Here is a 13,766-nt window from a genome sequence, read left to right as displayed (position 1 = left end):
GAGGCTCTGGGAGGCTCAATGTGGAAGAGACCGGTGAGAGACCGGGACACTACCTCCTGCCCACTCATCGTGCCCAAGCTCAAATTCGAGTGGGCCACCGGACATCAAGCAGATCGGTGGATCAAGGCTTAAGGTCGCCTACCAGGGCGGATACGTTGCCGAGGGCGCAATAGCGCATTCGGATCGAGGCAGCCAGTACACCTCTGCGGAGTATGCGGAAGTCGCACGATTGATGCAGGTTCGCTTGTCAGTGGGCAGGACTGGGGTGTGTTGGGACAACGCGGTCGCGGAGGCGTTTTTCGCTTCGTTGAAGAATGAGATGTTCCATCGTCAGCGATTCGCTACTCGCGCAAGGGCACGGCTGGCGGTCGCGGAGTATATCGAGGTGTTCTACAACCGGAAGAGGCGTCACTCGGCGTTGGGCTATGAGATCCCTGCCCGGGCGATGGAGTCGTTCTTCGATCGCACCGAGACGGAATCATCGGCAGCCGACCGGGCTGCTTGAGGAAATAGTGTTCTCCTGTCGAAACAACTTGACACAGTCCAAACCTCGGCCGAACCGCCTCGGCGTTTCGACCACCCACCACCGTTCAGGAGCATCATGTCTGCACCGACCTCACCCGAGAATTCCCGCCCGTCCGACCCAACTTCCCCCGCCATGTCCGCCCCAACTTCCGCCGCCATGTCCGACCCAGCATCCCCCGCCATGCCCGTCCCGAACTCCCCCGCCGCATCCTCCCCGAGCGCTCAGTCCGCATCTGCAGCACAGTCCTTCGACATCGCCGTCATCGGCGGAGGCGCAGGTGGGCTCGCCGCATCGATCGCGTTGGCCCGATCTCTGCGCTCCGTCGTCGTCATCGACGCAGGTCAGCTCCGCAACGAGTCGAGCGCTCATGCTCACAATGTCCTCGGGAATGAGGGCATCAACCCGCGCGATCTCATCGCAAAGGGCCGCGCCGAAGCGGAGGAATACGGGGTCACCTTCATCGACGCGACCGTCGCCGACGTGCGCAGGCTCGAACCGACCGACACCGCGACCGGAGAAGCCGATCGCCTCAACGAGGCGGCCCCGGGCCATCGCTTCGAACTGACCACCTCGGCGGGGGCACAGATCTCGGCCCGCCGCATCATCATCGCGACCGGGTCGAGCGATGAACTGCCGGACGTCCCGGGCCTCGCAGAGGGCTGGGGCGAAACAGTCCTCCACTGCCCCTACTGCCATGGCTACGAGGTGCGCGGGCAGCGCATCGGCGTCATCGGATCGACCGCCATGTCCTACCATCAGGCGATGCTGTTCTCCCAGCTCAGCAACCGCGTGACCTTCATCCGCCACGATGCGCCCGCACCCGATGCGCAGCAGACAGCGATGCTCGAATCGCTCGGGATCGAGTACGTCGACGCAACCGTCACCGAGGTGGCCCGTGTCGGTGCCGAATCCGTCGTTTCGCTGGAGCCGGCAGATGCCTTCGCCGGGTCCGACACCGCAGACAACGACGACATCGTCGGCACCGTCGACGTCGCCGGTGCGGCCACCACCGGCACCGTCGATGCGGCGGAGACAGCAGACGCTGCCGCGGCAGGCGCGACAGACGCGGCGAACGAAATCGTCTTCGACGCGCTCACCGTCGGCGCATATGCGCGGGCGAATGCCGAACTGTTCACCCAGCTCGGCGGCGAGGTCGTCGAACATCCCAGCGGAATGGGCAGCTTTATTCCCACGCAGATGGGAGGCCAAACCGATGTTCCGGGCGTGTGGGCTGTGGGCAACGGCGCGGACATTTCGGCGATGGTCGTCGCCAGTGCCGCCAGCGGCGTGCTCACCGGTGCTCAGGTCAACGCCGACCTCATCATGGAATCGCTCGACTGACCCACCGGCCCGGCGGAAACAGCAACGACGCGCGGAAACGTGCGCGGCGAAAACCGGAGCCGCATGCAAATACGCGCGGAAACGTGCACGGCGGAAGCCGGAGCCGCATGCAACGAGCAGACATTCGCGCCGTGCGGCCCGCGCTCGGGCGCACGCAAGCACCCGCACGGCCGACACATCGGTCGCAGGAGCCCAACGCCCCCTGCCTATGACCTCAGTGTGCAGCTTTCACACAGAGCACGGGCACCGCAGCGTCGAGGATGACCTTCTGAATCGTCGATCCGAGGAGGAACTTCCCGACCGGGGTCCGCTTCCTGGTTCCGAGCACGATCAGCTCGGCGGCCACCTCGGTGGCGGTGTCGAGGATCTGCTCGGCCGGATCGTATTCGCTGCCGAGGGTCAGCACCCGAAATTCCACGCCCGACTTGCTCAGGTAGTCCTTGACCGAAGCGAGCTCACCATCGCCGAGGCGGTAGGAATCATTGTGCTGCACCGACCGCGACGCATTGACGACGACCAGCTCCTTGCCGTCCTTCTTCGCCTGTGCGATGCCGGCGTCGAGGGCGGCATGTCCGGCGGGGTTGTTGACGTAGCCGACGAGAACAGTCATTTTTCACCTTCGTTGGGTTGAGCTGAACAGATCCGAGCGTGCAGGTCGGTAACCCACCATCCCAGGATATCGAGTCACCATGACACAGTCCGCAACCGCGCCCGCTCTTCGATGATCACGGCGACCGTCGAGGGCACGATCACCGCTCCCGACCGCCGAGGTCACGGCCCCACCCGACGTCGTGGTCTCGGCGATTCGGGACGGCGGGGCCGCCTCGACGATGCGGGACGGTGGGGCCACCTCGGCGAAGAGGTGGATTCACGTCAATTCTTCGGGATTGCGGAACCGGGTGCTCGTGCCCGTCGTCGAACGGTTCCACAACCAGGTCACGACCCACAGAACGACGCCGATGCCGACGAGCGCCACGGCGATCTGATATTGGATGAGGTCGTCGAGGCGGGCCCACGGACCGACGAGGAACGCGCAGGTGATGATGCCGATCCACGGCAGGATCGTCGGCGCTGTGAAGTGGTCGTGATCGACCGGATTCCGGCGCAGGACGAGCACGGCGACGTTGACGACCGCGAACACCGCCAACAGCAGCAGCGAGGTGGTACCGCCCAACGACGCGGTGACGGACTCGGGAAGGATCGTGCTGACCGCGAAGATGAGCGCATAGGCGATGAGCGTCGTGAAGATGATCGACACCCACGGCGAGCGACGGCCGGCCATGACCTTCGCGAATACGGGCGGCAGCACATTCTGCTTCGCCATTCCGTAGAGCAGACGGCTGGCCATGAGCATATTGATCAGCGCCGAGTTCGCTACGGCGAACATCGTCATGAAAGGGAAGATCGTGTCGATCGGCAGCCCCGGGGCGCCTTCGCGGACGACTTCGAGCAGCGGAGTCTCGCTCTCGGTGAGCACACCGATCGGCACGGCCGCGACGGTGACGATGGAGACCAGCACGTAGATGATGCCGGTGATCGTCAGACCCGAGAGCATGATCTTCGGGAACACCCGCGGGTCCTTCGTCTCCTCGACCATGTTCACCGAGTCCTCGAAGCCGACCATGGAGAAGAAGGCGAGCGCCGTGGCGCCGGTCACTGCAAGGAAGACGCTCTTGTCGCCGGCGGTCTCGAAGATCATCACGCGGGAGAAGTCCGCATGCCCCGAACCGAGAGCGAAGAATCCGACGACGATGACCAGCAGCAGACCGGAGAGCTCGACGAGGGTGAGGAACACGTTGAACCACACGCTCTCGCCGACACCGCGGAGGTTGATCAGTGCGATGAGGGTGAGGAAGGCCAAGGCAATCCACATCACCCCTGTGCCCGAGATGTCCCAGCCGAAACCGGCCACGAGGTTCGCGGCGAAGACATTCGACGCCGTCGACGCCGAAGTGATTCCGGAGCTGAGCACGGCGAAGGCGACGAGGAACGTCACGAAATGGATCCCGAACGCCTTGTGCGTGTACAGCGCGGCACCCGCGGCATGCGGATACTTCGTCACGAGCTCCATATAGGAGAACGCGGTGATCAGCGCGATGAGGAAGGCGAGGATCACCGGCGCCCAACCGGCACCGCCGACCTGCCCGGCTACTTTGCCGGTCAGCGCATAGACACCGGTTCCGAGGATGTCACCGACGATGAACAGAAGCAGCAGCTTCGGCCCCATGACCCGTTTGAGAGTCTCGGGTTGGGGGCCGTCACCGGGGTCGATTGTGGTCGTGGGTTCTTTATCGCTCACGATTCCTCCGTGTCCGCTGCGGCCACTGTGCCGCAGATCTGGCTGCCCTGACTCTGGCCAGGACCTCGCCTAGTATGCCTAATCACGGACCACAGTGAGAAATGCCGAAAACAGAGCCTTGGCATCGCGTTCGCTCTCCGGCCCCAGCTCCCGCGCCTCATCGAGCAGTGTGTCCTTGTCGAAGCCCAGATCTGCCAGCTTCTGCGCATCCCAGCGTTCGATATTCGCCCGAGTCGACTCCGGATGGAACTGCGTCCCCCACGCCCGGCCGAACCGGAAGGCCTGGAACTCACACGCCGCGCTCGTGGCCAGAAGCGTCGCCTCCTGCGGCAGCGCCACGATCCGATCGACATGGCTTTCGACGAACGACGTCTGCTCCCGGATCTCCGAGAACACGGGGTCGGCGGCCGCCTCGGTGGTGGTGTTGATGCGTGTATAGCCCTTTTCCGGGGCTCCTGTCCGGGCGCGCACATCGGCGCCGATGACGTGGGCGATGAGCTGCCCGCCGAGGCAGATCCCCAGCTGCGGCAGATCCGTGTCCAGTGCATGCCGGACGAGCTCGGCCTCATCGGTCAGCCAGGGCGCGCGGTCCGTCTCATCGGGCATGTACCCGCCGCCGAGCATGATGAGCCCGTCGTAGGCATCGAGGTCGGCCGGCCGCGGCAGGGACGAGACCCCGCCGATGCGCAGATCGAATTCGACGTTTTCGCTGATCATCCATTGTGTCAGCAGCCCAGGTTGGGATTCGACGTCATTGACGATGATGAGCAGCCGAGTCATGATTCGACCCCCGCCGAGGCGGCCGGACCGTTCGTCTCCGAAGAGGCGGTGTCGGCGACGCTTCCGCCTTCCTTCGCCGAGGCGGCCGTTCCGTTCGTCGCCGACGGTGCCTCGTCCGCGGAGCCGAGGAAGGCCGTGTACGCGTCCTCGTGCGCGTCGAGGACGCGCATCGCATTGTCGAAGCCGAGCTTGCGCAGGTCGGTCTGCGACCACCCGCGGGAGGTGAGTTCGGCGAACAGGTTCGGGTACTGGCCTGCGTCGCCGAGTCCGGTGGGCAGTTCGTCGACTCCGCAGATGTCGCCGCCGAGGCCGATGTGATCGATGCCGATCCTCTCGCGGACGTAATCGCAGTGGTCGGCGACCTCGGCCACTCCCACCTCGGGGGCGGCGCCCTGTTCTCCGGCGTCGATCCATTCGCGTCGGGCGTTGGAGACGAAGGAGGGCACGAAGGTCATCATCGCCACTCCCCCGTTGCCTGGCACACGGTCGAGGACGTCATCGGGGATGTTGCGCGGGTGCGGGTTGAGCCCGTAGGCGCAGGAGTGGGTGAAGAGCACCGGCAGGGTCGACTGGTCGAGCGACTGGTGCATGACGCTCGGCGCGACATGGGAGAGGTCGAGGATCATGCCGATCCGGTTCATCTCCGCCACGACCTCACGGCCGAATTCGCTCAGGCCCCCGTGCTGCGGTTCGTCGGTCGCCGAGTCGGCCCACGAATGCGTGGTCGACCATGTCAGCGTCATGTATCGGGCCCCGGCACGGGCGTAGGAGCGCAGCACTGCCAGCGACTCGTCGATCTGCTGCCCGCCTTCGACGCCCATGAGTGAGGCGACCTTCCCAGCGGCGCGCGCGGCACGGACGTCGGCGGCGGTGCGGGCGAAAGCGAGACGTTCGGGGTAGGCGCTGACCACGCGCTGGATGGCGTCGATCTGCTCCCACGTGGCCTTGACCGCGTCCGCGCCGGTGATCGAGGAATGGACGTAGACGGACCAGTACTGCGCAGCGACGCCGCCGGCACGCAGCTGGTCCATCGTCGTGAAGGGCGAGACTGACGGATCGTTGAGTCCCTCCACGCTGTAGTCGCGTTCCTCGCGCAGGAACCACGCGAGGTCGTTGTGCCCGTCGAAGACGTCGATGACTGCGCTGCTCGAGGCGCCTGCGGAACTGCCGGCGGCGGCGTTGGTGGAATCTGTTACGGTCACGATGCTGATCCTTCCGATGAGGCGTGAGTGAGGTGCGGAGCTTGAGTGCAGGTCTGCGTCGAAGCCATTATCCGAGTCCAGAGAGCAGCTGTGCCGACCACAGACCCAGGAACGTGCCGAGGAACGTGCCCATCAGCGCGAACAGCACACCGACCGGGACGAGCTGCCGGTTGAAGGCACCCGCGACGACCGGCGCCGAGGCGATGCCGCCGATGTTCGCGGTGCTGGCCACGGCGATGCTGAAGAGTTCGGTGCGAGTGAGTTTCGCGTAGACGAGCATGATGGCGATGTGGACGACCAGGACGATGATTCCGGCCACCAGGTACAGCGGTGCTTCCGCCAGAGACGTGAAGTCCGAGCCGGAGGCGATGATGCCGATGATGAGGTAGAGCAGGATCGTCGCCAGCTCATTGGACCCGGAGGTCTTGCCGAACCGAGTCGATCCGATGACGAGGCCGAGGACGCTGACGATGAGGATCGTCCACGCAGTGGCGTTGATGACCACACCGACCTCTGGAAGCAGTTCGCCGAGGCGGATCGCCAGTGCCGAGGCCAGGAGCGCAAATCCGATGAGCCCGAACATCGACGACAGAGTCATCGGCTTCTCCTCCTCCGCGTCGACCCTGTCGGTGAAATCGAGCTTCGACATATCGGCCTCCGTCCACCGGTTGAACGCGTCGGAGACCGTGACGGAGGAGAAGATGAGCAGCAGCCAGAACGAGTAGAGCACCGTGTCGACGATGAGGACGTAACCGAACACATCCTCGGGAGCATGGAGGACCTCCTGCACCGCAACCATGTTCGCCGAACCGCCCGTCCACGAGGCGTTGAGTGCGCCGAGGGCCTTCCACGCTTCGGGGTCGAGACTGGAGTGCAGGATCAGATAGCTGATGATGAACCCGGCGATGATGCTCGCCGCGGTCACGGCGAAGGTCAGCAGCAGCTTCGGACCGAGCTTGATGATCTGCCGAATATCGCATTTGAACAGCATGAGCAGGATCATCGCGGGCAGCAGCGCCGTGCGCAGAGTATCGCCGACGTCGTCGATATCCCCGCCGTTGTGGTCGAAGACGCCGATGGTGTTGAGCAGCGCGGCCACGATATAGAGGATGACGAAGCCGGGCACATACTTGAAGAGTCTGAAACGCCCGCTCCGGTCCGCAACGACGAGCGCTGCGGAGATCGCCAGAAGCAGGCTGATGAATAGATAACCGTCCGTGATCACAAACGACACTTCCTCATTGAATTCGTCCACCCCGACAGCGACACCGTCGGCGGCACCGGGGATGAAGCAATGTGCAGTTGTCGATCGGATCCGGTCCGGTGAGGGACCGGGCAATCGCGGTGGTCGGACGCGCTACTGAGCGGCAACCTCGCGGTACTTCTTCACGGCGTTGTTCACTGCTGTGATCAGGGCCTTCTGCGAGGAGCCGTGGTAGCGGCGCTGGATGCGCTCTATCAGTCGACCGGGGTCCGTGATGTCGGCATCGACGAACAGGCTCCGAATGAAGTTTCGAGTCAGAGCCAACGTCGCCGTGCAGTCCACATCGAGGATGCGGTGGGTGCCCGGATCGATCTCGAAAGCCACGTAGAACAGACCGAACTGGCTGGTGATCGGGTTGTTCGACGGAGCCTTCGCTTCGCCAGTGAGGTAGATCGTTTCGGACATCGCCCACCAGACTACCCCACGGTTCTCCGCGCCGGGGGTGGTTCAGAGGGAGTCGAACTTCGACCAGACGCAGTCGAGGGTCGTGCGGCTGACGACGAAGGTCGTGCGTTGCAAGGCGAGGTCGCATCGACGGCAGTCACGGTCATAGGAACCGGTGGATGGCGTCGCCGGCTTCGCGCATGATCGGCATGACGTCGACGACGCGGTCGGTGCCCGGCTCCCAGTTCGCGAACACCGCATAGGCGACACGGCGGGTGCGCGTCATGACGATCCCGGCATCGGCCCTGATCGTCCCGTTCGTGCCTGTCTTGTTCCACACCCACACGTCGCGCTGGTAGTTGTAGTGCGCAAGCGGGTCGAGGTCGAACGCCGAGGCGACCATCGAGGTGTCCGCACCGGCCCCCAACCAGCGGCGGAAGACCTCGTTCGTCGATTCGTCCCAGAACTCGTCCTTGGCATGCCTGGCCATGAAGTCACTGATCTCCGCGGCCGTGCCCGTCGACAGGGTCCGCGGGGCCTTGGCAGGTCGCGGCCAGCGCAGGAAGTCGTGCAGACCCGAATTCCGGTACCCGAGCTTGTCCACCTGCTCCGCGACATTGGCCAAACCGACCCGGCGGATGAGCACGTTCGTGGCGAAGTTGTCGCTGAACGCGCCGATGAGCAGAGCGACGTCGAAGATGCTCAGGTCGTCCTGCTCCATGAGGTACCAGATCCCGGATTCGTCGACTCGTTCCGACGGCCTGCGGTGCAGGCGTTCCTCCAGGTCAAGCGTGCCGTCCTTAGACATCTGCAGTGCCGTGTGGAGCAGGAAGACCTTGCCCATGCTGGCGGTGTCGAGTTCGTCGTTCTCTCTGTGAGCGAACACCCGTTCCCCGCTGTCGACGTCGAAGGCCAGAGCACTGAAGCGCACTCCGGGCAGTCCATCGAATTTCAGTTCGCTCATCGTTGAGCCGCTCCTTCCGCTGTTGTGTTCGCTGCCGCATCATGCCCGTCCGCTCGGTCCACCCACAGCCGCGGCACCTCACCGGCCGGAGCGTCGAGGGTGACGTCGACACCGAGCGGGACGCTGGGCGCATCCGGGTCGTGCCCGAAACCGAGCTCGGACACGATCGGAATGCCCGCATCGCCGAGGTAGTCGATGACCAGCGCCTCGACCTCGTGCACCTTCGCGCAGTCCTCCCACGACCCGAGCACCACGGCATCGGCCGAGGCGAACCATCCGCCGCGGACCAGCTGCACCAGCAGGTTGTCGAGCCGGTACAGTTCCTCGTCGACATCTTCGAGCATGAGGACGCTCGGGCCGTACTTCTGCCGACGGTCGCGGACATCGGCGAGCTCGGGACTGCCCATGCCTGCGGCGATGAGACTGAGATTTCCCCCGCCGAGGCGGCCCCGCGCTCGCCCGGGAACCAGAGTCTGCGCCCGGCTGAGAGGACGATTCGCATCCCCCGCGACAGTGTCCGGCAGAAAATTGGTCACTTTCGGAGACTTTTCGGCGCCAGAAATGTCCGATGGTGACCTATTCTCCGTGTCTGCGTCCTCCGCGGGGAAGCCGAGTTCGCGGCCGCCCCAATGGTCGAACAGCCAGGAGGCCACCTCGTCGGGCACGACGGCCGAATTCTTGAACGGATCGTTGCCGACCATCGGGCAGAACAGCGTCGCCACCCCCAGGTGATGCTCCCACGCCTGGTGCAGCGCGGTGATGTCCGAGGACCCGGTGAGCAGCTTGGGCCGACCGTCACGCCGCCGCATGTGCCTGCGCATGAGGTCGAAGTCGATGCCGTCGAGCAGCCGCATCGCCCCGAAGCCGCCGCGCAGTGCGATGACGGCATCGGTGCCCGGATCGCACCAGGCGTCGACGAGGTCGTCGCGCCGCTGCCGATCGGTGCCGGCCAGATAGGTCACCCGCGGGTGACGGGCACGGATGTTCTCACCAGGCACGACGCGCAGACCCCAGGATTCGAGCTGCGCGATCGCGCGAAGCAGCGACTCCTCATCGGTCGGGCCCGAGGGCGCGATCAGGCGGACGGTGTCCCCGGCCTGCAGCGGCGCCGACTCAAGATACGAGCTCGAGATTTCCGTTCTACTCATTCCTCACCAGACTCTGACTTCCCAGTCGCGGAACCGCGGCCAGCAGTTCCTGCGTGTATTCGTGCTGTGGATTCGACAGCACCGTGTCGACTTCACCGTATTCCACAATCTCACCTTTCTTCATCACGGCCACGGTGTCCGCGATGTTCCAGGCCAGCCCGAGGTCGTGGGTGATGATGAGGGCACTCATCCCGAGGTTCTTCTTCAAAGCGAGGAACAGCGACAGGATCTCTCCGCGCACCGAGGCGTCCAGCGACGCCACCGGCTCATCGGCGATGAGCAGCTGCGGTTCCAGAGCCAAGGCGCCGGCGATGACGACACGCTGCCGCTGCCCTCCGGAGAGCTCCTGCGGAATCGATTCGAGGTAGTCCGCGGCGGGAGTGAGCTCGGCGGCTTCGAGTGCCCCGATGACCCTCTCGTACTGACGGTCCCTGATCCCCTGCACCCGCAGTCCTTCGACCACGGCCTCGTAGACGCTGCGCTTGGGGTTGAGCGACCCCGAAGGATCTTGAAGGATCATCTGCACCTTCCTCCGGAACGTTCGCAGCGCCTTCGCCTTCCGTGGCAGGGGCGAGCCGGCGAAGGCCAGCTGCGAGCCCGGCTCCACCTCCTGCAGTCCGAGCAGCGACCGTGCCAAGGTCGTCTTCCCCGAACCCGACTGGCCGACGACGGCGAGGATCTCGGCCCTGCGCAGCTTGAGGTCGACCCCACGCACGGCGCGTTCCCGTCCTCTGCGGGTATCGAAGGAGACGCTGAGGTTCTTCGCCTCGAGCACCACCTCCTCGCTCATGGCGAACGGTTCGGCCCGGTGCACCTCGGCGGGTTTGAGAGTGCGCGGATGCAACCGTGATTCGGGGTCCCCGATCTGCGGGAACGCACCGGCCAGCTGCTTCGTGTATTCCACTTGCGGCTGCAGGCACACCTCGTCGCTGGGCCCGTATTCGACGAGCTCACCATGGCGCATGATCGCGAGATTCGCGCAGACGGCCGAAAGCACGGCGAGGTCGTGGCTGATCATCAGCAGCGATATGCCTCGGTCGGCCACGAGGTCGGCCAGTCCGGACAGGATCTGTTTCTGCACGATGACGTCGAGGGCAGTGGTCGGTTCGTCGGCGATGATGATGTCCGGTTCGCACGCGAGCGCCATGGCGATCATGATCCGCTGCTTCTGCCCGCCGGAGAGTTCGTGCGGGTAGGCGCTGGCCTTCGCTCTCTCGAGGTCGACCTCATCGAGGAGTCCGAACATCCGCTCCCGGCGCTTCTCCGGAGTCGTCCACGTGCCCTTCGCATGGTGTTCGAGGGCTTCGATGATCTGCTTGCCCACCTCACGGACCGGGTTGAGCGAATGCAGGGCACCTTGGAAAACGATCGAGGCCTGCGCCCAGCGGACCGCGCGGATCTCGCCGAAGCTCAGCTCCTTGATGTCCTTCCCGCCGAGGAGGACCCGCCCATCCAGCCGAGCCGACTTCGGCAGCAGGCGCAGGGCCGACATGATCAGCGTCGACTTCCCGGAACCGGATTCGCCGGCGATGCCCAGCGTGGCCCCTGCCGGCAGGTCGAGGCTGACGTCGCTGACGGCGATGACATCGCCGCGGTCGGTGGAGGAGCGGTAGGTGATCGAGACGTTCTCGAAGCTGAGATCGGTCATCAGCGACTCCTCAGGGCCGGGTTGATGATGGCTTCGAACGCGCGCCCGACCATCGTGAACGCAAGCACGACGAGGAGGATCGCCACACCCGGGGTGAGCACGTACCACCAGTATCCGGAGGTCGCGGCCGAGACATCCATCGAGTTCTTCAGAATCGTTCCCCATGATTCCTTGCTCGTATCGCCGAGGCCGAGGAACGACAGCGTCGATTCGGCGATGATCGCACCGCCGACGGTCAGCGTCGTGTTCGCGAGCACGAGCGGCATCACTGCCGGCAGCAGGTGCCGGAACAGAATATGCCGATGACCGGCACCGAGGATGCGCGCCCGTTCGATGTAGAGCCGAGATTCGACGCTCAGGGTCTGCGAGCGCACGATCCGTGCGGTCGAGGCCCAGGAGGTCAGTCCGATGGCGATGACGATGGTGAGGACTCCGCGTTCGAGGACGGAGGAGAGCACGATCGCCAGCAGCAGGGACGGAAGGACGATGAAGAAGTCGACGATGCGCATGATGACGCCGCCGAACAGTCCGGTGAAGTGGCCTGCGGCCAGGCCCATGATGGTGCCGATGACCATCGACATGACGGTCGCCGCGACACCGACGAGGATGGATACGCGGGCACCCCAGAGGATGCGCACCCACAGCTCTCGGCCCAGACCATCGGTGCCCAAGGGGTGGTCGAGGCTCGGTGGGGCGTAGCGAGGGGCATCGAGCTGCTTCGTGACGTCGAGCATCGATTCGGGAGCGATGATCGGGGCGGCGACCGCGATGACGATGAAGAACAGGAGGACGACCGCGCCGATGAGCGCGGGCACGTCCGCGCGGAACAGCGCCCAGTTCTTCTTCGCATTGTTGAGCCGACGTTCGCGGATGAGTTTGGCCCCGTCGATGGCGGGCGTTGATCCCCGTGTTTCCGATCCACGCGGATTCGGTTCGTTCGATGAGGGGCCGGGAGCCGCCTCGGCGGGGGTGTTCGCGCTCATCAGGCCCTCCTGACGCGGGGATCGAGGAATCGGTAGACGATGTCGGCGGCGAGGTTCATCAGGATGATGATCGCCGAGAACACGACGAATGTGCCCTGCAGAAGCGGCAGGTCTGGGCCGCGGATCGCTTCGAAGGTGAGTTTGCCGAGGCCCGGCCAGGAGAACACCGCTTCGACGGTGACGGCGCCGGCGATGAGTCCGCCGATGTGGAGGAAGACGACGGTGACGGTCGGCAGCAGCGCGTTGGGCACGGCATGTCTGCGGCGGACTTCGTCCTCGTTCAGGCCCTTGGCTCGAGCGGTGGTGAGGTAGTCCTCGTTCATCTCCTCGAGGAGGGACGCGCGCATGACCATGAGGAACTGCGCGTAGACGACCGCGACCAGCGAGATGACGGGCAGGATGAGGTGTTTGATGACGTCGATGATGCCGGCGGGCGACCACGGGTCGAGGCCGGGGGTGATCATGCCGCCGGTGGGCAGCCACTGCAGGGTGCCTCCGAAGATCATGAGCAGGATGAGGCCGAGCCAGAACGTCGGCACCGACCAGAACACCAGCGAGGTCGAGGAGGCGAGTTTGTCGAAGAGCGAATTGCGCCGCCAGGCCGAGAGCTGTCCGAGCCACAGGCCCAGAGCGATCGCGATGACCGCTGCGGTGGCGGTCAGCAGCAGCGTCGGTCCGAGGTAGTCGCCGATGAGCGAGGACACGGATTTGCGGTAGACGTAGGACTCGCCGAGGTCACCGGTGACGATGCCGACGAGATAGTCCCAGAACTGGACGATGACGGGTTTGTCGAGACCGTATTGGCGGTACAGTTCGGCGATCTGCGCCGGACTCATCGGCCGTTCCTTGGCGATCTTGAGCACCGGGTCGCCGGGCAGCATGCGGAAGGCGAAGAAGCCGAGGAGGATGACGAGCACCATCGATGTCGCGGCCCCGCCGATCTTGCCCAGCAGGTAACGGGCGAATGATCCGCCCGCAGGTGGTTCGTCCATGTCGGCGGTGCCGACGGATCCCGGCGCCGAGGCGGCCGTCGAGTTCTCCGGAGATGCGTCCGGGGCCGCGGGGTCACCGGGTCGGGGGTCCTCGGGTCGGGATTCCCCGGGCTGGGGATCGTCGTGGGTGGGTGTGCTCACTGTGGTGCTCCAGATCGTGGGGGCCGCGTCCGGCCCCGTTCAGGCTGGTCTGTCGGTCGGGTCTGCCGTGCCGTCCGAGGCTCCGGGTGCCGCA

General features: G+C 65.1%; 12 protein-coding genes and 1 pseudogene. 2 read left to right on the top strand and 11 right to left on the bottom strand.

The window, feature by feature from the left end:
• Positions 1 to 127: 127 nt before the first annotated feature.
• Together EB836_RS10335 and EB836_RS18475 are read left to right on the top strand one after the other, a co-directional pair.
• Positions 128 to 427 (top strand): annotated as a pseudogene (locus tag EB836_RS10335) (IS3 family transposase); the annotation flags it as partial.
• Positions 428 to 682: 255 nt separating this feature from the next.
• A complete protein-coding gene (locus EB836_RS18475; protein WP_240689823.1) occupies positions 683 to 1,867 on the top strand; it encodes an NAD(P)/FAD-dependent oxidoreductase in 1,185 nt (394 codons plus the stop codon).
• Positions 1,868 to 2,081: 214 nt separating this feature from the next.
• Here the strand turns inward: EB836_RS18475 and EB836_RS10325 are convergent, their stop codons facing one another.
• The 11 genes from EB836_RS10325 to EB836_RS10275 form a co-directional block, all read right to left on the bottom strand.
• Positions 2,082 to 2,477 (bottom strand): universal stress protein, encoded by a 396-nt coding sequence (locus EB836_RS10325; protein WP_135540072.1) that lies wholly within the window; start codon positions 2,475 to 2,477, stop codon positions 2,082 to 2,084.
• A 258-nt stretch (positions 2,478 to 2,735) separates the two neighbouring features.
• A complete protein-coding gene (locus tag EB836_RS10320) occupies positions 2,736 to 4,166 on the bottom strand; it encodes an APC family permease (protein WP_240689821.1) in 1,431 nt (476 codons plus the stop codon).
• 78 nt (positions 4,167 to 4,244) lie between these two features.
• On the bottom strand, positions 4,245 to 4,946 hold the full coding sequence (locus EB836_RS10315; RefSeq protein ID WP_135540070.1) for a type 1 glutamine amidotransferase: 702 nt from the start codon (positions 4,944 to 4,946) through the stop codon (positions 4,245 to 4,247).
• A complete protein-coding gene (locus EB836_RS10310) occupies positions 4,943 to 6,148 on the bottom strand; it encodes a dipeptidase (RefSeq protein WP_135540068.1) in 1,206 nt (401 codons plus the stop codon). The genes EB836_RS10315 and EB836_RS10310 overlap by 4 nt, the downstream gene beginning before the upstream one ends.
• Positions 6,149 to 6,215: 67 nt before the next feature.
• Positions 6,216 to 7,373: a DUF819 family protein gene (locus tag EB836_RS10305; RefSeq protein ID WP_135540102.1), complete on the bottom strand. Its 1,158-nt coding sequence runs from the start codon at positions 7,371 to 7,373 to the stop codon at positions 6,216 to 6,218.
• Positions 7,374 to 7,505: 132 nt separating this feature from the next.
• Positions 7,506 to 7,817, bottom strand: a complete 312-nt coding sequence (locus EB836_RS10300; RefSeq protein ID WP_135540066.1) for a DUF3870 domain-containing protein — start codon at positions 7,815 to 7,817, stop codon at positions 7,506 to 7,508.
• Between the two features lie 142 nt (positions 7,818 to 7,959).
• Positions 7,960 to 8,760: a serine hydrolase gene (locus EB836_RS10295; protein ID WP_135540064.1), complete on the bottom strand. Its 801-nt coding sequence runs from the start codon at positions 8,758 to 8,760 to the stop codon at positions 7,960 to 7,962.
• On the bottom strand, positions 8,757 to 9,908 hold the full coding sequence (locus EB836_RS10290; protein WP_135540062.1) for an LD-carboxypeptidase: 1,152 nt from the start codon (positions 9,906 to 9,908) through the stop codon (positions 8,757 to 8,759). The genes EB836_RS10295 and EB836_RS10290 overlap by 4 nt, the downstream gene beginning before the upstream one ends.
• A complete protein-coding gene (locus EB836_RS10285; protein ID WP_135540060.1) occupies positions 9,901 to 11,556 on the bottom strand; it encodes an ABC transporter ATP-binding protein in 1,656 nt (551 codons plus the stop codon). Before EB836_RS10285 ends, EB836_RS10290 begins: the two co-directional genes overlap by 8 nt.
• Positions 11,556 to 12,539 carry an ABC transporter permease gene (locus EB836_RS10280; protein WP_135540058.1) on the bottom strand — a complete coding sequence of 328 codons (984 nt, stop codon included), beginning with the start codon at positions 12,537 to 12,539 and terminating at the stop codon, positions 11,556 to 11,558. Before EB836_RS10280 ends, EB836_RS10285 begins: the two co-directional genes overlap by 1 nt.
• Positions 12,539 to 13,672, bottom strand: coding sequence for an ABC transporter permease (locus EB836_RS10275; protein ID WP_240689819.1), 1,134 nt, complete (start codon positions 13,670 to 13,672; stop codon positions 12,539 to 12,541). Before EB836_RS10275 ends, EB836_RS10280 begins: the two co-directional genes overlap by 1 nt.
• Positions 13,673 to 13,766: the final 94 nt, after the last annotated feature.

Origin of the sequence: Brevibacterium sp. S111 (genome assembly GCF_004745075.1) — a bacterium.
GTDB lineage: Bacteria > Actinomycetota > Actinomycetes > Actinomycetales > Brevibacteriaceae > Brevibacterium.
This window is presented reverse-complemented; position numbering and strand designations above follow the sequence as displayed.